Annotated in this window: 24 protein-coding genes; 8 read left to right on the plus strand and 16 right to left on the minus strand. The window is 47.7% G+C overall.

Features of this window, described 5'->3' with window-relative positions; all coding sequences use genetic code 11:
- Positions 1-272 precede the first annotated feature (272 nt).
- The 4 genes from AC58QO_RS25635 to AC58QO_RS25650 all read left to right on the plus strand — a co-directional run bounded on the left by AC58QO_RS25635 (position 273) and on the right by AC58QO_RS25650 (position 3624).
- Complete coding sequence (locus AC58QO_RS25635) at positions 273-722, plus strand: hypothetical protein (protein WP_497270538.1); 450 nt, start codon at positions 273-275, stop codon at positions 720-722.
- 173 nt (positions 723-895) lie between these two features.
- Positions 896-2164 carry an S-layer homology domain-containing protein gene (locus AC58QO_RS25640; RefSeq protein ID WP_497270540.1) on the plus strand — a complete coding sequence of 423 codons (1269 nt, stop codon included), beginning with the start codon at positions 896-898 and terminating at the stop codon, positions 2162-2164.
- Between the two features lie 130 nt (positions 2165-2294).
- Positions 2295-2984: an L-ribulose-5-phosphate 4-epimerase gene (araD, locus tag AC58QO_RS25645; protein ID WP_497270542.1), complete on the plus strand. Its 690-nt coding sequence runs from the start codon at positions 2295-2297 to the stop codon at positions 2982-2984.
- 148 nt (positions 2985-3132) lie between these two features.
- On the plus strand, positions 3133-3624 hold the full coding sequence (locus tag AC58QO_RS25650; RefSeq protein WP_497270544.1) for a GAF domain-containing protein: 492 nt from the start codon (positions 3133-3135) through the stop codon (positions 3622-3624).
- 141 nt (positions 3625-3765) lie between these two features.
- Here the strand turns inward: AC58QO_RS25650 and AC58QO_RS25655 are convergent, their stop codons facing one another.
- The 3 genes from AC58QO_RS25655 to AC58QO_RS25665 form a co-directional block, all read right to left on the minus strand.
- On the minus strand, positions 3766-4047 hold the full coding sequence (locus tag AC58QO_RS25655; RefSeq protein WP_497270545.1) for a helix-turn-helix domain-containing protein: 282 nt from the start codon (positions 4045-4047) through the stop codon (positions 3766-3768).
- Positions 4048-4181: 134 nt separating this feature from the next.
- Positions 4182-4823: a thiamine diphosphokinase gene (locus tag AC58QO_RS25660; protein ID WP_497270758.1), complete on the minus strand. Its 642-nt coding sequence runs from the start codon at positions 4821-4823 to the stop codon at positions 4182-4184.
- 168 nt (positions 4824-4991) lie between these two features.
- On the minus strand, positions 4992-5225 hold the full coding sequence (locus tag AC58QO_RS25665) for a hypothetical protein (RefSeq protein ID WP_497270547.1): 234 nt from the start codon (positions 5223-5225) through the stop codon (positions 4992-4994).
- A 120-nt stretch (positions 5226-5345) separates the two neighbouring features.
- Here AC58QO_RS25665 and AC58QO_RS25670 point away from each other — a divergent pair, with 120 nt between their 5' ends.
- A complete protein-coding gene (locus tag AC58QO_RS25670; protein ID WP_497270549.1) occupies positions 5346-6083 on the plus strand; it encodes a DUF554 domain-containing protein in 738 nt (245 codons plus the stop codon).
- Position 6084: 1 nt separating this feature from the next.
- On the opposite strand, the gene AC58QO_RS25675 is transcribed toward AC58QO_RS25670, so the two are convergent.
- The gene (locus tag AC58QO_RS25675; RefSeq protein WP_497270550.1) at positions 6085-6786 is read right to left on the minus strand and encodes a response regulator; all 702 of its coding nucleotides are present in this window, start codon (positions 6784-6786) and stop codon (positions 6085-6087) included.
- A gap of 323 nt (positions 6787-7109) precedes the next feature.
- On the opposite strand from AC58QO_RS25675, the gene AC58QO_RS25680 reads away from it, so the two are divergent.
- Together AC58QO_RS25680 and AC58QO_RS25685 are read left to right on the plus strand one after the other, a co-directional pair.
- The gene (locus AC58QO_RS25680) at positions 7110-8063 is read left to right on the plus strand and encodes a diguanylate cyclase domain-containing protein (protein ID WP_497270551.1); all 954 of its coding nucleotides are present in this window, start codon (positions 7110-7112) and stop codon (positions 8061-8063) included.
- Positions 8064-8203: 140 nt separating this feature from the next.
- A complete protein-coding gene (locus tag AC58QO_RS25685) occupies positions 8204-9832 on the plus strand; it encodes an S-layer homology domain-containing protein (protein WP_497270552.1) in 1629 nt (542 codons plus the stop codon).
- Positions 9833-10117: 285 nt separating this feature from the next.
- Here AC58QO_RS25685 and AC58QO_RS25690 read toward each other — a convergent pair whose 3' ends face one another.
- The 5 genes from AC58QO_RS25690 to AC58QO_RS25710 form a co-directional block, all read right to left on the minus strand.
- Positions 10118-10642 (minus strand): spore germination protein GerPE, encoded by a 525-nt coding sequence (locus AC58QO_RS25690; protein WP_497270554.1) that lies wholly within the window; start codon positions 10640-10642, stop codon positions 10118-10120.
- Positions 10643-10644: 2 nt separating this feature from the next.
- Positions 10645-10827 carry a spore germination protein GerPD gene (locus AC58QO_RS25695; RefSeq protein WP_477589118.1) on the minus strand — a complete coding sequence of 61 codons (183 nt, stop codon included), beginning with the start codon at positions 10825-10827 and terminating at the stop codon, positions 10645-10647.
- 54 nt (positions 10828-10881) lie between these two features.
- Complete coding sequence (gerPC, locus tag AC58QO_RS25700) at positions 10882-11589, minus strand: spore germination protein GerPC (protein WP_497270555.1); 708 nt, start codon at positions 11587-11589, stop codon at positions 10882-10884.
- A gap of 109 nt (positions 11590-11698) precedes the next feature.
- Positions 11699-11908 carry a spore germination protein GerPB gene (locus tag AC58QO_RS25705; RefSeq protein WP_310501772.1) on the minus strand — a complete coding sequence of 70 codons (210 nt, stop codon included), beginning with the start codon at positions 11906-11908 and terminating at the stop codon, positions 11699-11701.
- Positions 11909-11943: 35 nt separating this feature from the next.
- Positions 11944-12168 (minus strand): spore germination protein, encoded by a 225-nt coding sequence (locus AC58QO_RS25710; RefSeq protein WP_497270557.1) that lies wholly within the window; start codon positions 12166-12168, stop codon positions 11944-11946.
- Between the two features lie 129 nt (positions 12169-12297).
- Here AC58QO_RS25710 and AC58QO_RS25715 point away from each other — a divergent pair, with 129 nt between their 5' ends.
- On the plus strand, positions 12298-12756 hold the full coding sequence (locus tag AC58QO_RS25715) for a hypothetical protein (RefSeq protein WP_497270558.1): 459 nt from the start codon (positions 12298-12300) through the stop codon (positions 12754-12756).
- A gap of 282 nt (positions 12757-13038) precedes the next feature.
- On the opposite strand, the gene AC58QO_RS25720 is transcribed toward AC58QO_RS25715, so the two are convergent.
- The 7 genes from AC58QO_RS25720 to AC58QO_RS25750 form a co-directional block, all read right to left on the minus strand.
- Complete coding sequence (locus tag AC58QO_RS25720) at positions 13039-13593, minus strand: C40 family peptidase (protein WP_497270560.1); 555 nt, start codon at positions 13591-13593, stop codon at positions 13039-13041.
- Between the two features lie 260 nt (positions 13594-13853).
- Positions 13854-15218 (minus strand): sensor histidine kinase, encoded by a 1365-nt coding sequence (locus AC58QO_RS25725; RefSeq protein WP_497270562.1) that lies wholly within the window; start codon positions 15216-15218, stop codon positions 13854-13856.
- The gene (locus tag AC58QO_RS25730; RefSeq protein ID WP_497270564.1) at positions 15215-15949 is read right to left on the minus strand and encodes a response regulator transcription factor; all 735 of its coding nucleotides are present in this window, start codon (positions 15947-15949) and stop codon (positions 15215-15217) included. The genes AC58QO_RS25725 and AC58QO_RS25730 overlap by 4 nt, the downstream gene beginning before the upstream one ends.
- A 57-nt stretch (positions 15950-16006) precedes the next feature.
- A complete protein-coding gene (locus tag AC58QO_RS25735; RefSeq protein ID WP_497270760.1) occupies positions 16007-16903 on the minus strand; it encodes a PIG-L deacetylase family protein in 897 nt (298 codons plus the stop codon).
- 101 nt (positions 16904-17004) lie between these two features.
- Complete coding sequence (locus AC58QO_RS25740; RefSeq protein WP_497270565.1) at positions 17005-17208, minus strand: hypothetical protein; 204 nt, start codon at positions 17206-17208, stop codon at positions 17005-17007.
- A complete protein-coding gene (locus AC58QO_RS25745; protein ID WP_497270567.1) occupies positions 17208-18371 on the minus strand; it encodes a Ger(x)C family spore germination protein in 1164 nt (387 codons plus the stop codon). The genes AC58QO_RS25740 and AC58QO_RS25745 overlap by 1 nt, the downstream gene beginning before the upstream one ends.
- A complete protein-coding gene (locus tag AC58QO_RS25750; protein WP_497270569.1) occupies positions 18371-19810 on the minus strand; it encodes a spore germination protein in 1440 nt (479 codons plus the stop codon). Before AC58QO_RS25750 ends, AC58QO_RS25745 begins: the two co-directional genes overlap by 1 nt.
- Positions 19811-19817 lie beyond the last annotated feature (7 nt).

A 19817-nucleotide genomic window follows, 5' to 3' on the forward strand; every position in this document is an offset into this window, starting at 1 on the left:
ATCATTCGTAAGCCGCCGAGCGTTTGAGCCTCATCAGAGCGTATTCGTTCTTCCTTCGGTTCATGCCATCATTCTAAGGATGGTTTTGCTAATAAGCTAGGTCGTAGTTGGCAGGAAATTGTGCCTAGGAAAGAGAAAAGTAGGAGTAGAAACTGGAACGATACGAAGAGAGATTTAAATAGAAGAGGAACGTATGCGGACTAGCTTGACAATAAAGCGCTTTAGCACGCAATATGAAGGAAGGACTAGATCCTTCGGAGAGGAAGAACAGCATGAATTTCGTTGAGCATATAGCAGATCATTTGCGATCCGGACAAATAAGTAATTATCCGCAGCCGATTGCACTAAACTTAGGTTTAGTGTACACCGTGAAGCTAGAAGACAAGAAGACGAATTTAATTTGGCTTCCTTTTGAATATACAGGTTTAGCTTACATTGATATGGGCCTGCAGGTGAATGTTTACCCTTACTATCGCGGCACAATTATTGAAGAAATTGAACTTTCCCGAGGAACGGATCTGCACAAGCCCCAAACGGAAGAAGCATTCACCAAGACCCTTTATGCTAAAGGTTACGAACTGCACCAACTGTTGCAAGAAGAGCAGTACAGTCATTTACAAGGGAGTGCACCCGATTACCTAGCTAAAATGATGTATATTGTCGATTGGATGCGTTATTACAACTCTGCCAAAGCGGTAGCAGTGGCGAAAATAAAAGGTTAATCAACATTCGAGACAGCGGATCTTGCTTTCTACCTAGTAGAGGGCAGGGTCTTTTTGGTATTTCATACGGCTATAGTCCCAGTATGGGGAGCTTGTCCTGCTTGGATGAATGGGCTTTTAAGCATGTTCTCAAAGACTAGTAGAAGGCTTATCCTAGAGGATGGTGGAAGTATGTGCCGAAAATTTGGACAGAAGTGGAGAAAATAGCGATGAAACGATGGATGAAATGGCTGACGATAGCAACAATCGGTTGCCTATTAACGATAGGTAGCCTGCAAGGTAAAAGTGAAGCAGCAGGAGGATTTAAGGATATTGGGGGACATTGGGCGGAGCAGACGATCGTTCAAATGGTACAGCAGGGTTTGCTGGATGGATTTCCAGACGGCACCTTTCGACCTGATGAGACCGTAACGGCAGACCAATTTGTAAAAATTGTCCTGCTAGCCTTCACAGATAAGTTCCCGAATGGTGAACGGAAGTGGAAGACAAGCTTCTTGCAAACGTTGAGTGCGAGTAATCAAAATATTTTACAGCAGGACTACCGAGACTTCACGTTTAAGCCGAATACGGTCGGTTACTGGGCTAAACCTTACTTGGATCTAGCTAGTGATCTTCATTTTATTAGCAAAGGGCAATTCGCTGACTATAAGGCTTCCTTGAAACGGGAAGATGTCGCAGAGATTTTGTACTATTTGTTGAAGGAAACCGAGTACTTAGAAGACGAGACGTATAGTCTTGCGGCTGCATCCCATTTCGGTGATCTGCAGAGCGCAACGAGCAGACAGCAGAAGTTTATCGGAGAGTCGATGACGAAAGGGATTATGGAAGGGTATCCGAATGGTTACTTCGGTGTGGGCCAATATGTGACTCGTGCTGAGGCGCTGCAAATTATTACACGTCTCCAGACGAAATCGAAGCGCGTGAGCGTGAAAAACGACAATGAAGCTTTCATCAAAGTCGTGCCAACTAAGGATGGGAGCTATAAGAAGCTCGTTTTCCCAGATGAGCGTATGCTGCAAGCGTACGAAGTAATGGAAGAGGCGGGCAAACTGCGCGGAACGAATTACGATTTGGTAGAGACGACGCTGCGCCTATTCAAGAATGCTGAGGCAAAAGCTCAATCGCTGAGCGGGGCAACGGCGGAAGCGCGCAATAGCAATGAAGCTTCTCTCTGGTTGGATCCACAGTTTGCAACGTACGGAGTAACGGTCCAACTGGAGGACGGGGTGCTTGCCCGTAATACGGAGAGCATTCGTAAGTTCACAGATTTCCTATTCGGCTATGATGCGGACATTTTCAATCGCCAATTTACAGATGCATGCGCGCGTGCAGCAGCGAAAGGTGTTCTAGAAACAACAACGACACAAATCGGCAACTACTCGGTGGAAACACGTTTGGAGTCGGATGGGAAGACGATCGTTTTCTCTATTATTCATTCTTAAAAGGCATGGGAAAAGATGTACATACAAGCTAATTTGTTTGTCTGCCAATTGTAAAACATCTAGCTAACATGTACGTACAAGTGTATAATGGAGTTATCATATACATTTTATCGGAAGGTGTTGAGCTCAGATGCTTGATCAATTGAGACAGCAAGTTTTGGAGGCCAATTTAGATCTACCCAAATATCGGCTGGTTACTTTTACATGGGGCAATGTCAGCGGAATCGATCGGGAGCAGGGGCTCGTCGTTATTAAGCCAAGCGGCGTACCTTATGAGGATTTGAAAGCAGAAGACCTCGTCGTCGTTGATCTGCAGGGGAACATTATCGAGGGTAAATTGAAGCCATCTTCCGATACGCCAACGCATCTGGCCCTATATCGCGCTTTCCCAACGATTGGCGGCATCGTTCATACACATTCGCCTTGGGCTACCAGCTGGGCGCAGGCTGGCCGTGCCATCCCGGCACTGGGGACAACGCATGCGGATTACTTCTACGGTGAAGTGCCGTGCACGCGTCTCATGACAGAGGCTGAGATACAAGGAGCCTACGAATTGGAGACGGGCCATGTCATCATTGAGACGTTCCGCGAATTAGATCCAGCCATGGTGCCGAGTGTGCTTGTGAACTGTCATGCGCCTTTTAGTTGGGGCAAGGATGCGCATAATGCGGTCCATAACGCGGTGGTTTTGGAAGAGGTTGCGAAGATCGCGTATCGTACGTACAACTTGAACCCATCGATTCAGCCTATGGATCAAACCTTGCTGGATCGTCATTTCCTAAGAAAACACGGAGCGAACGCTTATTACGGGCAAAAATAAGATCTAACCAGGACAGTCGGCTGAAATCAGCTGATTGTCCTTTTTGTTGCAAACTCAAGCAACCCTCCCTCTGTTTTCACACCCTTTGGCGGAAAGCCATTCATTTGGTATGATGAAAGATAGACTAGGAAGAAGAGGATGATGACCAATGTTTACGAAGTCGAACTATAGTGGCACGAGAGAAGAACAATATACCTTGCTGATCGGGCAAGTTGAAGCTTTGATACATGATGAACCGAACCGCATTGCGAATCTGGCGAACGCGTCCGCTTTGCTGGGACAGTTTCTGGAGGATGTGAACTGGGTAGGGTTTTACTTGGTGGACACGCAAATCGAACGGAAAGAGCTCGTATTGGGACCTTTTCAGGGATTGCCGGCCTGCGTGCGAATTCCTTTCGGTAAAGGGGTTTGCGGGACGTCTGCCGAGCGCAAGGAGACGGTGCTTGTTCCGGATGTCCACGCCTTCCCAGGACATATCGCCTGCGATGCCGCTTCACAATCGGAGATCGTGATCCCGATTGTGGCGGGAGGCGAGCTCGTCGGCGTGCTGGACATCGACAGCCCGAGCCTAAGCCGGTTCGACGACGTCGACCAGCGCTATCTGGAGCAGTTCGTGCAAAAGCTTGCCGCCGTGATGTAGGGTGGGTGTTCCAGCTTTACAAATGAGCGTTCCCGCGCGAAACGTGCCCACTTGCCCATAAGCGGAGCGGGCTTGCTACCGAGCGCTACATGCAAAAAGAAACGCCAACTGCTTCTGCAGCTGGCGTTTCTTTTTGGCTCATTATGAAGGGTAAGCGTCGGTGCTAATAATAGCGGATAAGAGCTTGCGCATCGAGCGCGTTCCGACTTTATCCATGATTTTCTCGATGTGTACTTTCACTGTCTTCTCACTGATGAAGCAATAATCTGCGATTTCTTTGTTGCTATAACCGCGCAAAGCGATAAGACTAATAATTTCAGCTTCACGAGTCGTAAGGACGTGCTGAGATACAAAGTGTGTAATAACAGAAGGTAGTTTGGTAGGAAGAAGATTTCTTACAAGGTTCTCTTGAACAGGGGGCATGCTTAAACGACCTCAATATCTCAATAAATGACTAGCCTATCCGTTATTGTAACAGAGTTAGCCACATTATGGCGAAGAAGAGAGTGTCGAATTTCCAAATTTTTATGTAATTTTTGTTGAAGGGCGAGCGCTCTCTAATCCTTGCTCTGAATCACAAGCAATAAGCCTGATGATAGTTCGATAAGCCCTTCTGGTTCAAGGAGAACATTGCTGATACCAAGTGACATCCCGATGTCTAGTGTCGCTTGCTGAAGGGGGTATTGAAAGCCATGCAGCGTGATCCCCGTGACCTCCAAGCTAAGCGGGAGCAGCGAAATATGTGTGTAAGGTTCCTTTCGCACGCGTGTTGCTTGATCGATCACCATGATGAGGTTGTTGGCATCCATAATCGCACAAGGAATCCCTTGCGCCAAGCCTTTGCGGAGCAAATGCACATTGGCAAGCGAGTGATCGAAGCGCGTACCTAGTGCCCCGACGAGTAGAATCTGGCTCGGATTCTGTTCCAGCGCCCAGTTAAAAGCCATCTCCGTATCCGTTAAATCTTTGTAGATTGGATCACAATCAATTAAGATTTTGCTAGATGCTCGAATTAGGGCGAGCTCCTCGGTTGTAACCGAATCAAAATCCCCCATCGAAATATGTGGGAGAAAGCCATTTTGAATGAGAAATAGCGCCCCCCGATCAGAGCCGACAAGAATATCATCCGCCCGAATTTCCCCTAGCGCCCAATCGCCTAGCGTGCCGCCTGTGATTATCATAATACGTGTCATATCTATATCCCCCAGGGCAAAATTAACCAATCATCTACCCCTTAGTATACCATAAGTGAAATAAACGGTTACGCTGTCCTGCAAGGACCTTATATGTCGAGAAAAAACCGAGAAGCCAGGAAGGCCGCTCGGTTTTTCTGTGCATCAAGCGAGAGAAACATGTTCGGTAAAAACTTAGGTTCGTGCATCTACGCGCTTGCGCATAGGGTTAAGCTCGGACTGATCGTGATCAATCTCCGCCTCATCGGCAAAGCCTTGCAGCTCATATGTGCTGCGTCCTAGAACAAGATCGGCGGGAAACTCATCACCTCGTTTAAGCGTGACCTCTTGCCCAGCTTCATTGGCGTAAATACCGTCGGTTTCAACCGTATCGCCTGTCATAGGATCCATTGTTTTGTTCTTTGACATTCACCATGCCTCCTTTCCTGTTGCTTATCCTTACCATTTCCAACGTCGCAGGAAATTATGAGAAGAATCATGTAGAATGAGAAGGTCATCATAGTTTGTACGCAGAGGGGAATGAAAGGTATGGCTTTATGGGGGACGATCGTGAATGCAGTAGCCATTATTATCGGAGGATTACTTGGCATGCTGCTGCCCCGCATCTCAGAAAGTATGAAAAACACAGTCATGCAGGGCCTAGGGCTCGCTATAACTGTGTTGGGTATTACAATGGCACTTAAATCAGATCAAATCGTGATCGTGATCATGAGTATTGTCGTTGGCGGTATTCTCGGCGAGTTGATGCGGATCGAAGCCAATCTTACGAAGCTTGGCGACTGGCTTCAGAGCAAGATGAGCAAGCAACCGACGACGCATCCAGCAGCGCCAACCAGCATCTCAGAAGGCTTCGTCACTTGTACACTCGTCTATTGCATCGGCGCCATGGCGATATTAGGTCCATTGGATGGCGGCCTGCGTCATAATCACGATATTTTATACACCAAGTCGTTGCTCGACGGGTTCTTATCCATCATCTTCGCATCGACATTGGGGATCGGCGTTGTTTTCTCCGCGGCATCTGTGTTTGTGATGCAAGGAACGATTGCACTGCTAGCTACAGTGATCGCCATGGCGTTCAGCCAAGCGTCGCTGGATGCGATGATTGTGCAGATCACCGCGGTAGGCGGCGTCCTGGTTATCGGCGTAGGTATCAATATTTTGCAAATCAAAAAAATTAACGTGGCGAATATGCTGCCAGCACTTGTCATAGCCGCAGCGGCGGTGCCTCTGCAGCAGGTTATTGCCGATTGGCTAAATCGCTAAATTAGACAGCGGAGCCGTTAAATTTATACCCAACGCCTCTGACAGTAATGATGTATCGAGGCTCAGCTGGATTAACTTCTATTTTCTTGCGTAAATTGCTGATATGTACAATGAGTGTGCGTGGATCGCCCATACTGTCCAAGCTCCAGATGAGCTCAAACAAGTGCTCGATTTTATAAACACGATTTGGCGTTTTGGCCATGAGAGAAAGTAAATCAAATTCCTTGGCAGAAAGGGAGATCGTTCGTCCATTCGCTCGTACGATGTGGCTGACCAGATCGATTTCTAGACCAGGGAATTTGACCAATTGCGGGTCATCTTGATGCTGCTCACGAATAGAGTTACGGCGAAGAAGGGCTTTGACCCGGGCAACAAGCTGGCTTGGGCTGAACGGCTTCGTCATGTAGTCATCGCCACCCATGCTAAGACCAAGAATGATATCAATATCCTCGCTTTTACATGAAATGAACAAGATGGGGGTATTGCTCGTTTTGCGGAGCTGACGACATACCTCTATACCATCAAGTCCTGGCAGCAAAATATCCAGAATAATAAGATCAGGCCTATGTTCCCTCACAATTTCAAACACATCATGTCCGTTATTTGCACTGATTACTTTGTAGCCTTCACGCACCAAGTAGAGCTGAATTAATTGGACAATTTCTTGCTCGTCATCAACGACTAAAATTGTTTCTCCGGCCATGCTTGAATCCCCCTCAGTAATGAAACAACTTCTAAAGTAAGAAGGGTGTTCCTACTTTCATCAGATATTACCTACATTATAGAACGATTCTCCTAGTAATTTCTATCCTTTTATTGACAAATAGCGGGTTCTGAAAGGCATGATGTGGATAATTAGGTACAAAGGATGTCGATGTAATCTCGTTTGTCTGAAGATGCGACATCAATCGCTATTTTTCGACGAATCATTGATTGAAACTTAAGCATCATTTTATTTAATTTTTATGTTGCCGTGCTAAGCTACCAAAGTCTCTATGTAAAGCATAAGAGGGGGCGGCAGAGGTTATGCATAATGAGATGGTGAACAAGGACAGCAAACATGCAAGGTTGTCGAAGACGTCTCTCGCTCGTCAAATTATCGAGCAGGCTTGGGATTTGTATTGCAGGATAGATGTGCAAGGGAATTTGATCTATGCTTCGGAACGGTTTCGAGGGGTTCTCGGCTATGTACCCGATCATGTAGGTCAACTCATGGAGTCAGTTGATTCGGAGTTTCGTGTAGATGTGTATAAATTGTTCGTGCTTACCTTGCAAACGAAATCTAGCAGTAAACTAGAGTTTCGTGCGAGAGGAGCGAATGATGCTCACCTATGGATGGAATGCACAGCGATCCCACTTCGTGATGAACAGGGTGAGCTCATCGAGATTGTTTTCGCACTTATGGACAGTACGCAGCGCAAAAATCATGAAAACCAACTTGTTGCTATGGCATTCCATGATTCATTGACAGGCCTGCCGAATCGCCGACTGTTCAAAGAGAATTTACAACATCTGCTGCAGCAGGCGAAGCGAACAGATCGTGCTTTTGCACTGCTCTATGTCGATATTGATGATTTCAAAATCATCAATGACACGATGGGACACGATATCGGAGATGCATTTTTACAAGCTTTTGTAGACCGGATGCAGAGCTGTTTAAGAGATATTGATATATTTGCCCGAATGGGAGGAGATGAGTTTACGATTTTAGTGCCGGCTGTGGATTGTCAGGAGCATGTCGAGGGTATAGCGCGTCGCATCATAGCCAGTGTTGAGAAGACATGGGACGTTCAGGGGCATGTTTTTAGATCGACAGTCAGTATGGGCATTACGATGTATCGACCTGATCTTAAGGATGCAGCCCAAATGATGAAGGAAGTCGATATTGCCTTATACCAGGTGAAGGGTAAGGGCCGAAATCACTATCAATTTTATACACAAGGGTTATCTGACCACTGGTCGATGACATACTCTATTTAAATAAGCCGTTGCGCAAGAGCGGGAAACCCCCTCTTCCATAGCGGTTTTTTGTGTTTCCCCAGTATTTACTCGTAGCGATTTTGATAGCTTTCTAGGATGATAGAAGGAATCGAAACGAATCGAATAGGGGAGGAGACAAGATGAAATTGAGCAATGGATGGCGTAAGCTTGTCGTTGCCCTAGTCATTGTCGGTGCGGTGTGGCAGGTAACATTTGTGCATAAGAACGAGGTTATTGCTGGGGCTACCGCGGCTCAGGGGAAATTCAATATGTCGTATATATTCATGGGAGCACCTAGCTCCTTTGTATCACAAGTCAATAAAAGCGGTGAGACCTTAGACGTAGTATCGCCAAGTTATTTTCATCTAAAGGAAGATGGCAGTTTAGAAGTGTCCGATCTAGAGGCTTCTTTCATAACGGAGATGCATAAGCAGGGGAAACGGGTTGTTCCATTTCTAAGCAATGATTTCAGTCAAGCGCTAGGTGAAAAAGCAATCGATGGACGCGAGACGCTAGTTAAAGAGCTTGCAGCAAGTATCAAGGCTAATAATCTGGATGGTGTGCAATTAGATATTGAAAATGTAGGGGCGGCCTACCGAGATAAGTACACGGATTTCGTTAAAAAGCTGCGCGAACAGCTGCCGAGTACCAAGGAGGTTTCCGTCGCAGTAGCTGCGAATCCAACAGGCACTACGACGAGCTGGATTGGTCTCTATGACTATAAAGCACTAGCGGCTGTCTGTGATTATTTGATGGTCATGACGTATGATGAGAGCTATCCTGGCGATCCTACGCCGAGTCCTGTTGCTAGCTTGCCCTTTGTCGAGAAATCCATTCAGTACGCATTGACTCAAGCGCCAGCGAATAAAATAGTGCTAGGTATTCCACTCTATGGCCGTTACTGGAATCAGGATCCTGCGTCCAATGGAGCAGGAATTCCGGCTAGAAGCGTTCAGAAACTAGTCGATCAATACGGTGGAACGATACGTTATGACAATGCTAGTCAATCGCCAGTTGCAACCTTTACGATACAATCAACGGCTGCGAAATCAACGGTGAACAGCAAGCAATTGTCCGCTGGCACCTACACAGTTTGGTTTGACAACGAACAATCAATCAAAGCTAAGCTAAAGTTAGTAGGGAAATACCAGTTGAAAGGAACTGGAAGCTGGAGCCTTAATCAAGAGACTGATGATACGTGGAGCTACTATCAGCTGTGGGCGGATGGTTTTTACTTCACGGATATGCAAAAGCACTGGGCGCAGTCCGACGTCCTGAACGCCGCGAATCGCGGCTGGATGGTCGGCACAGCCGCAGACACGTTCGCGCCCGACGCGGCGCTCACAAGGGCGCAAGCCGCGACGATTATCGTGCGCGCGCTCGGCTTAGAGGACGTGGCGGCTGCTAGCGCCACGTTCAGGGATGTGCCTGCGACCCACTGGGCGTCGCAGGCGATCGGGATCGCGCAGCAGAAGGGGCTGATGCAGGGCATCAGCAACGATCGCTTCGCGCTCGATCAGAGCATGACGCGGGAGGAGATGAGTGTGCTGCTCTCCCGCGCCTTAAATCTGACCACGCCGGTTAGCGGCGGGGCGAAGAAGTTCACGGACGTGCCAGCGGACAGCTGGTCGGCAGAGGCCATTGCTGCGATGAGCAGCAGGGGCCTTGTCGACGGCTTCGAAGGCGGCACGTTCCGCCCGAGCGCGTCCTTGACGCGTGCGCAGATGGCGGCGCTGTTAAGCCGCGCTCAACCGCTGCTCACGAAGTGAGCAGGTTTAAAAGAGAGTCCCATCAGCCATGGATATGTGGCTGTTGGGACTCTCTTTTGTGCATACAGCTGAGAAGCATGCAAAAGTGCAACTTTTTTATCGAATTTACCTCCTGATCAGAAATGCGTGCAAAAGTGCAACTATCTCTGCCCCTATTCATCATTTCGGCCTTTTTCGGTTCGAAGGGATGCACTTTTGCACTAATTCATCTATTTGTACCGTTTTCCATGAAAATGAGTGCCTTTTAGCATCTTTGACGCCTAATAGCTCCTTTTGCATGGCCTCTTATTGTGCAGCAGGCGGTGGCGTTGATTGCTGCTGCTGGGTAACGAACACAATACGCGGCGGCTTATTTTCAGGTGTTGATGATGACTTGGGAGGGATATCACCAATGACATCATCTGTCGCTGAGTAGACGAAGGTGGTTTGTTCCTTGGGCCCAGGTTTATTGGTCACGAATTGACGGATGTTTTTGACCCGGGTCTCGGACCTGGTAACGCGGTTGCTACCGATTTGAAAGACAGATGATGCGGCAACTCCGAGAAGGCGGACGTTACGTACCGTAATATAGCTTCCTAAGTTATCCACACACATTGTGAACGGTTCGGGAGGCTGAGGGAGAGGGAAAGGTCGTTCATAGAATGGATAAGCCGCGAAGCTGCCCTCGTTCCCATAATAAATAGGCACTTCGCGTTGAACCGCAAAGACTCTGTTCTGCAGAGCCGTGTATACATTATCCCCCACATGCATGGTGCTGGATGAGCCTATGCTATTTATATAGATGTTGCCAACAATCGATAAACGTGCCATGGTTATCCCTCCGAAGGAAGAGGAACGAATGGCGCGATAATGACAGATTCAGGCGGTGTATCGAACATCGAAGATAAGGAGATGACCTCCGTGTCGCCAATTAGGAAGATGGAAGCACTCGCGACCCCGACGATACGGACATCGCCTACACAGATTTGTTTATTTTCGACATGTAAATTAAACATCGCTTGCCCTTCTTTCCTATAAAATGTTTAACGTGCCAGTCCAAGAATGTGCCTTTACTTAGGTAGACTGGATATGTACGTCTCGATTGCGGTAAGGATGTCTTGCTTCGTTTTGTCCATAATGTTGGTAGTCACAGCCTCCAGAGGCTCTTTGAACCCAACGCCGCGGTATTGATTCACATAATGCTGAATACGCGTATCCAGCTGCTTGCGAATATCATCAATGATCAAATCTTTGTAATCATCGTCGAGTGGATGTTGATATTTATGTTCAAGGCTGTTGATATCGGACTGCACACCGAACTGCAAATACTGTTCAATGCCGCTAGCAACCTCCGATTGGATGTCTTTCCCTTGCTTTGCAGCTGTTCCACGTGATGTCGGTTGAGTCGCACCGCCACCCGCATTAGGCATTACCCCTTGGTATTGTCCGCCTTGGTAAAAAGGATTCATATCCATACCCAAACCGGCACCATTCTCATCTTTGTTCAACGAGTTGCCATTCACACTGAAGTCTTCAATCTGATCGATTGCGCTGGGACTGATTCCGATCGTGAGTGTACCGTCGAGCTTTTCAACTTTCAGCTGATCAAAATTATATTCAATTTTATCGATGTGGATTCGCTTCTCATCTTTTAAGGCCTTCAGATCCGCCTGCAGCTTGCTTACGGTTTGTTCTAGCTTCTCAATGCGCTGCTTCTGCATTTCCATACAGGCGGTTATCTGCTGGGCCCATTGCTGCCACGTGATCGGGTTAGTCATTAGGAAAAAAGCACCTCCTTCCGGATTCCTCAGGCATGGTATATTCAGCGCTATAGGACACCTTCTTGAGCCTGGCTAATCTTGAAGCGCGCAAGAAGTCTTCTCCAGGTCACGTAGCTGGCGGCAGAGGAACAAGCGCTACAGGGTTAACTTCGCTCGTTCCAAGCTCAGGAGCAGGCTCTACGAAGCCGCCTGTATTGTACAGATTAGACAACGAGCGAATCGATCCGGCCGTGCCAATCTGGAGGACAGATGAGTTGGCGACAGAGTTAACTTTTAATTGTTGAATCATGATGGTTTGATGGATGGTCCAGTTCATTTTCCGTGGAACACCTCGCTTTATTCTGACCTTTGTCAAAGGATATTGCCGCTTGCATTGGCATCAATGAGGTCGGAATCGTTAGTTACCGTCGTGCTGTAGGTATTATAAACACGCGGGAAATCCCCTGTGTTAAATGAACCTGCTCCAGCGAATGTCTTGGAGGAGCTGGTCGGTGAAATAATAAAGGAATCGCCGAAATGAACGACAGAGCTGGAACCGACACTAATAATTTTCACATTCCCAACGATTGCTGGCATTATCCGATCCCCCTTGCGTTATCACACCTACAGTATATGAGGTATCCGCCTAGAGGTGCTCTGAATTTTCGGGAGGGTGTCACATTGGGAGGTAGGCACATATACTGTTAGCAAAATGAGGTGATGGGCTTGAGCGGATTTAATCGCCATCCTTGGTTGAAGTGGGAGCAAGTTGAGAAGTTTCTTGGACAAAAGCTGCCGTTCGCCGAAAAAGGGCAGACCTTTCTAGATAATATGACGTGGGCTGAAGGATATGTACAGGACATGCTGAAAAAAGCGATGCCAGGCTTGGATGCCAGCATTTCATCCTCTGGATCCATCGGTACAGAAATTTTTGAAACGCACGAGCATGTCATTATTAAGGTCAAAATTGCCAAAGAAGAAGATCCAAGAGCACTTCAAGTGTTCGTGAAATCTAATCAAATTAAGCTGACAGGATTTACGAACGCCAAGAACCGAATTATAAAGGTTCCTACGCTGGTGCTGCCGAGAACTGCAAATGTAACGTATAAGCAGCGACTGTTGGAGATCAAGGTACGCAAGCGCGGTTTAAAGGAGAGCTATCATGAGGCGTACATTCGCTACTAGTCGCCGCGTCCGCAAGGAACCCCTTTGGCATAAGGCTGAGGGGGTTTTTGGTGGATGATTTTGCAGCTCGTCCCTATCGCCACTATCCTTATCGCTCAGATCAGCAAGACTCTTTCCAAATCCTGAGCCAATGGGATAGTGTCCACAAGATGGGCATTAAAATCCCACCCCACGCCAGCGCCCCCGTTACAAGGCTCTCAGAGTTATCTTTTTCACGCAAAAAAAGCCCAATTAGATGGATAAATTCCATCTAATCGGACTCTCAACTTTATTTGCTAGTTACTACAGCACACGACGTGCCGTCATATAACGTGATGACCACGTGCCACTGCTAAGATTGGTAATACGTACGCCGCCTGCGCCGTAAGTTTGAAGGATTTTGTTATTGCCCATATAGATGGCAACGTGGTGAATAACGCCTGGCTTCCCAGGGATCGAGAAGAACACCAAATCACCTACACGCAGGTTACTGCGGGATACATACTTACCTACACGAGCTTGTTGTTGGGATGTTCGCGGCAGGCTGACGCCAACCTTTTTGAATACATATTGCGTGAAGGAAGAGCAGTCAAAGTTACGTGTTTGACCTGCCTTAGCACCGAATTTGTAAGGTGTTCCTAAATATCTTTTACCGATGGAGATGACTTGGCTTCCTCTTGAAGTCGACGTTGCTGACGCTGTAAGAGCTGTAGCATCTGCTGCTTCAATAGATGTAGATGTAGATGTAGCCGCTTCCGCTTTACCTGGAGCACCTGCTGCAAGTACTGACAATCCTATAGATACGGACAAGGCCGTAACGACTAATTTTTTGTACCAAGTTTTTTGTGGGTTTTTCATGGGGTTTGCCTCCTTAGAGTTTTCGCTGAGTTTTCGCCAAGCTATCTTGCATTGAAGACATGGTAAGCTTCAAATGAATGTGCGCAAGAATCTTGATCAGTTGACCCTTAATTGAGTAACCTTGCGAGGTGTTGTCCACCTGAGACTCAGTATAGCAGATGAAAATTGCCCTATTATTTACCATGCAACCCTGTAATTCGCGCTATATCAAGGGGAAAGCCCAATTCTGAGAGAATGATGAGAATCCCCTTATAATGTTCTTATTGACAGGATTGTGGAAGCGCTACAATGGCTGTGGAGCCTTGGCCTAGACTGCTTTGCAGCTCGATAGTTCCCTGATGTTTTTGCACAATATGTTGAGCAATAGCGAGCCCAAGTCCTGCCCCGCCTTGCTTTCGGTTCCTAGCTTTATCGGATCGATAGAAGCGGTCAAAGATGTGAGGAAGATCTTCTTCCGCGATGCCAATGCCTTGATCCATGACTTTGAGAATCACTCGTTTATCGTGCAAACTGATGCGGATATCCACGATCTTCTGGCTATATTTTAAGGCGTTATCTATTAAAATAATAAGCAACTGTCTGATCTGATAGGGATCACCCGTCATCGGGAGCTCTTTCATATCGTGTTCGGCTTGAACACGAATTTCTCGCGAGGAAGTTACTCGGAGGGAGGCCGCGGTTTGCTCCACGAGTTGAATAAGGTCGAAGTTCGTATTCTGCTCACAATTTTCACGGTTGGTATCCGTGAGCGAAAGCAGATTTTGCGTGAGCAGCTTCAACTGAGCGGACTCTGACACGATTGCTTCCAATGCTTCTTCCCGCAATTGATCATTGCTGGAGGCCCACCTCCGCAATAAGCTGGCGTAGCTCTCAATAATGGTGAGCGGCGTTCTAAGCTCATGGGAGGCATCAGCAAGGAATTGCTCCTGTTTACGAAACATATCCTGCAATCTGTCAATCATGCGATTGAAAGTGGTGCCTAGTCTCATCAGCTCATCATTGGCCTGCTTATCTGGCAGCGTAATATGACGAAATGAACCGCTATTCTCAATGTTTTGCATGGTAGCGATGAATTGATGGAGAGGTCGAAACAGGACATTGGTATAAAAATAACCCCCGATTAGGGCCAATATAAGCGCACCAATGGAAGTCAGAACAAGAATCGAGATCAACATTTCGGAGTACATGCCTAGCCTTCGCAGGTTTCGGCCTATTTCTAAGAGAGCAACCTGTTTACCCTCTTTGAAAACCGGTGTCCTTACGAATAACATAATGCCATCGGCATCGGTTATTAAGGCTTCAGACGCCTCGGTTGCATAGCTGGCTGGATAACTAACAAGACTCATATCGGAATAAATCTGATGAGCAACCTTAGAGTCAGGTGTGATGTAGCGCAGCATTTCTTGGGGGATTAGCAGCTCATCCATCTGCATATTGTCCTTCCAATACTCCGGATGATTAGGCAAATCCTTCATTAGCAAGGCGCTGGCTTTATCCTTCAATAGGTCAATTTCACCCTTCGTTGTCACACGGATGAACATGTAATACACGAAGGTAAAGCTGAAGAAGAGGATCGCCATTAATCCAATGGATACCCACAATGTAATTTTTACTCTTAGGCTCATACGGACTCCTGGTCATCTGAAAGCGGAGAGCTGCCGTCAGATGGTGTTTTAATTAGATAACCGATACCGCGAATCGTCTGAATCAGCTTGGTGGTGAAGGGCTTGTCTACTTTTTGACGTAAATAGCGGATGTACACATCGACAACATTGGTATCCCCGATAAAATCATAACCCCACACTTCCGTAATAATCTGTTCCCGCGACATCACCTCGTTCTGATGCTGAATCAGGAAGCGCAGCAAATCAAACTCCGTTGGTGTCAGCTCAATGGCAATACCCTCGCGCGTGACAGCACGGCTTTTTAAATCCATAGTAAGCTCATCGATTTTCAGCAAATGATCCTGTTCAGGAACTTGCTCTTGCAGGCTCTTCTGACGAAGTAGGCTGCGAATGCGGGCTAAAAGCTCCACCGTTGCAAAAGGCTTCGTGACATAATCGTTGGCGCCTTGATCCAGCCCGCTTACGCGATCGGGAATGGCATCCCGCGCGGTTAACAGAATGACAGGCAGCGTGGCATTTACCTGCCTGACGCGTCTGAGAACTTCGAGTCCATTGAGTTCTGGGAGCATCACGTCAAGAAGGACGAGATCCCATCCTTCTTCGCTTAAGACAGCCTGGAGTCCAGATCTTCCATCCCCACAGATAAGCACCTCGTAGCCCTCATGCTCAAGCTCTAGTTGCAGCACGCGGGCTATTCGTTCTTCATCTTCAATCAACAAAATGCGGCTCATAGCAGATGATGTTCACTCCCATAGTCACTCCTTGAAGGCAGCGGATCGATTTTTAGTTTATCGGTTTGGCATCCAGAATATTTCTTCACATTTGATAAAAGATTGCAGAAATTCCGGTTCAACGGGAATCTGCGAAGGATATGCGAGCAACGCTTGCCACTTGCAATAAGCTTGACCCAGCGTCAGTGGTCGACGGATAGGTGGAGGCCAAGTTACGTTTAATGGGACACGATGTCCCCCTGCAAAGTGCGCCTCGAAGGGCAGCTCCGGCGTGATGCCGCGTGGCCATGGCCACTGTGTCTCTGAACCGCTGTGGATCAAATAGGTGTAGACCTTACCCGTATAGCATAACTGTGAAACGGCCTCCATGACGAATGCATGCGCAGCACCGTGGTCTGGATGCGTATCGGCGGCATCTGTGACATACAGCTCTTTGGGCTGCAGCAATGTGATCAACGCCTTCGTATCCCAAAGAGCACAAGCTTTACGGTAGGGTGCAGGGCAGCCGTAATACTGCGAGTGAAAATCAGGCACAAGCGCCCCATACGTCGCCTGCTGCTGCGTAAAACGCTGCTGAAATGGGGGCATCGTTCCTGTGGTGGCGTAAACCTTGTCTAGCCCGGCATCGGGATAGCTGAGGAAAGTGAGATCCCGCGGACGAAGTCCGATTAGCGACGCGGCTGACATAGCTTCTTGCTGGCGTATGCGTGCCAGCTCCCAATAATGTGCCGGTCCTAGCTCTTCGGGACGCTTGTTAAACAAGAGGGTGGCGGCTTCCGGGTAGCCATCTCCATTGGTGAAGAACACGACATGAACGCGTTTGCCGCAGGCGATGGCGTTCATAATCGTGCCAGCCGTCCCGAGGATTTCATCATCGGGATGCGGAGCAAAAATAAGCAAATCAACGGGGGAAAGCCCTAATATGGCCTTATTCGCCCCGCTCCATGTGTCCATCTTCAACGCAATTCCTCCCTGCATCACATCAACTAAATGATATCAATGTATGTAGGCAGGAGCGGAAGCGTGAGGATTGGCAAATGGGCGGCAACCCGTCCCTACTTCCAACCGGGGAATAACGGTTTCGTAGGCTCGGGCAAACGGAATCCGCCAATAAAGGCACAGCCTAGTCCCCAAGCAATGACCATCCAGACTAGGCAAACAATCGCTTGCTTACGAGTACCATGTTTCGCCCAATAGGACATTTGTTGGATCGTGATCAGGATGGACGGAATCGTCAGAGCGGTCAATTTGAGCCACATTACTCGCTCACCTCATCCTCTCTCAAATAATAAGGTGCACCCTGAACACCAATTTGGAAGATATTAGCGGATACCTTCATTTGGACGTCTACTTCAGGAAATATGTCAGGCCAGTCCTTCTCTATCTTTTTCCAAATTTTTGGGTATTTACGATAGACGGATTGCCCGAGACCTGCGCTGTCCGTCTTGTAGGTTTTTTGCAGTGTTTGGAAGAGCTTCTTGTAGATTTCCGTGATTTGCTCCTGAAAGGATTCGTTGAGCTGTTCCATAACCGCAGGATCGCTAGGATCTAGTTTCGTGCGATTGTCCATAATCCGACCACTAGCTGTTATGTCCAATGTAAACTGTGGCTGATCGTTTACGACTTTTACATGTTTCTTTACATTCAATTTGGTAACTCGTATCGACAAATTGCTTTTCTGATCTGCCATGGAAACGTCCACGTCACCGAAAGGCTTCCTTCCTAATAAGCTCGTTAGAGCAAAAGCTTGCATTTCCTCAACGTAGCCTACTAAGGTAGTTTTGTTAAATAAGGCAACACTGTTGAGTAATAGTTTGCCATCTTTGTCCTTGGAAAAGGCAGCAGCAACAGGCTCAATGCCAGTAGCAGCGGAGGAAGCATAGAAATTGCGGAGCATGGAAGGCACTTGCAATTTCCGAACAATCATTTCGCGCAGTGCTTCTTCCTTCGTGGCCTCCAAGGGGTATTCACTTTCGACAAGACTTTTGGCATCTGTCCCACGCGCGATCACGATGTAGGTGCGCAGCCGATTCTTGGGATTCCTCGAAAGAAAGTCCAGAACGGGGGCAATATCATGACGGGCAAGAGCTTCACCTACCATGAAGATACGGCGGTGTGAAGGCAGTTCATCTCTAGAAAGCTTGCGATCTAGCTTTATGGACATGGCCTCAATACTTTCACCATAATCGGTGAGTGGCATGTAGGTCCTCTGCTGCGTTCCGCCACTTGTCGTCAATTGACCTGCACCAATCGATTTGGGAATCGCAATCTGGACATAGCCTCTGTATTTGCCTGTATCGGGCATGAGATCAAATGCGGAGAGCTGCAAGATGGCGATATCATTAATTTCTTTCCGATCCCAGCAGCCCGTCAGCAGGACAAGAAGCATGATGTATGTCAGGAATAGACGTGTTTTTCTCATTATTCGTGCCTCTTCTTATTCGACTTCGGCGAAGTGGAGACTAGATCACGATCAATAAGCCAATGCGGGGCACGAACAAGGAAGTCACGTAACCCCTTTAATCGTAAAGGCGCAATCGGAGCTAGGTATGGAACACCTACAGAGCGGATCCCTGTCAAATAAATGGCAAGTGTAAACAGCCCAAGCAGGATCCCGACGAATCCCAATGTCCCTGCGAGTAAGAGCAGCAGCAAACGCATGATCCGTATCGAAAAGGTCATATTATAGCGCGGAATCATGAAAGAAGCGATTCCCGTTACAGAAACAACGATGACCATTGGCGTAGATACGATACCAGCTTGCACAACAGCTTGCCCGATAACGAGAGCGCCGACGATGCTGACGGTTTGTCCCATAACGCGAGGTAAGCGAAGTATCGCTTCACGGAGTGCCTCGAACGTAATTTCCATAATGAGCGCCTCGACTATAGCTGGAAAAGGAGATGCTTCACGGGCCCCAGCGACAGAAAGCAATAGATTGGTCGGCAGCATTTCAGGATGAAACGTTGTAATGGCAACGTAGAGTGAAGGCAATAGAAGGGCCAAGATGATGGACAAAGACCGAATAAATCGTATGAATGTTGCACTCGTGAACATCAAATAGTAGTCTTCGCTGGATTGAAAGGCCGACCAGAACTGGAAGGGGGCAATCAAGACGAAAGGGGTATTATTGGTGAAAATAGCTACCTTGCCTTCGAGAAGAGATCCAGCGACTACGTCGGGTCTTTCCGTGTATTCCATAGTCGGGAAAATGCTGTAGGGATTATCCCGGATCATCTCCTCGATATAGTTGCTCTCGAGTACCGCATCAATGCGAATAGCACTTAGCCGTTTGGTAATTTCATCGACAATTCCTTGATCCGCGATCCCCTCCAAATAGATCAAACGTACTTCCGTTTGACTGAGGGCGCCGATCTGCCAGGTTTTGATCCGCATTTTATCTGTTTTCAGGCGACGACGCAGCAAAGCTACATTCGTCTCCAACATTTCGGTAAAGCCCTCTCGGGGACCGCGCACACCTGACTCTGTCTCGGGCTGCTCAATGCCGCGGTGCGGCATGCAGGCCAGATTGGCTAGAAGAACTTTAAGCTGACCTTGCTCGGCAATCATAACAAAGCCTGTCAGCAGATTATCAATCAGTGTTTCGAAGTGATCGGTATGTATGACTTCCGGCGTTAACAGATGAGAGGAAAGAGTTTCCGTCGTAGGCTGTGCCTGAGTCAAGGGTTTGGTTATCTCTCGTTCGATCCGTTCAGCATCGACCAATCCCGAAATGTAGGCAATAAGTGTAGTGCGTATATGTACAAATACCAAATCAGGGTCGTGATCGAGCTGTTGATTGATATCAGCTTGAAGCTGTGCGATATCGATGGTGTAATCCACAGGAGTTTGTTGCATCATGTATCCT

The sequence above is a fragment of the Paenibacillus sp. J31R30 genome (assembly GCF_059692115.1).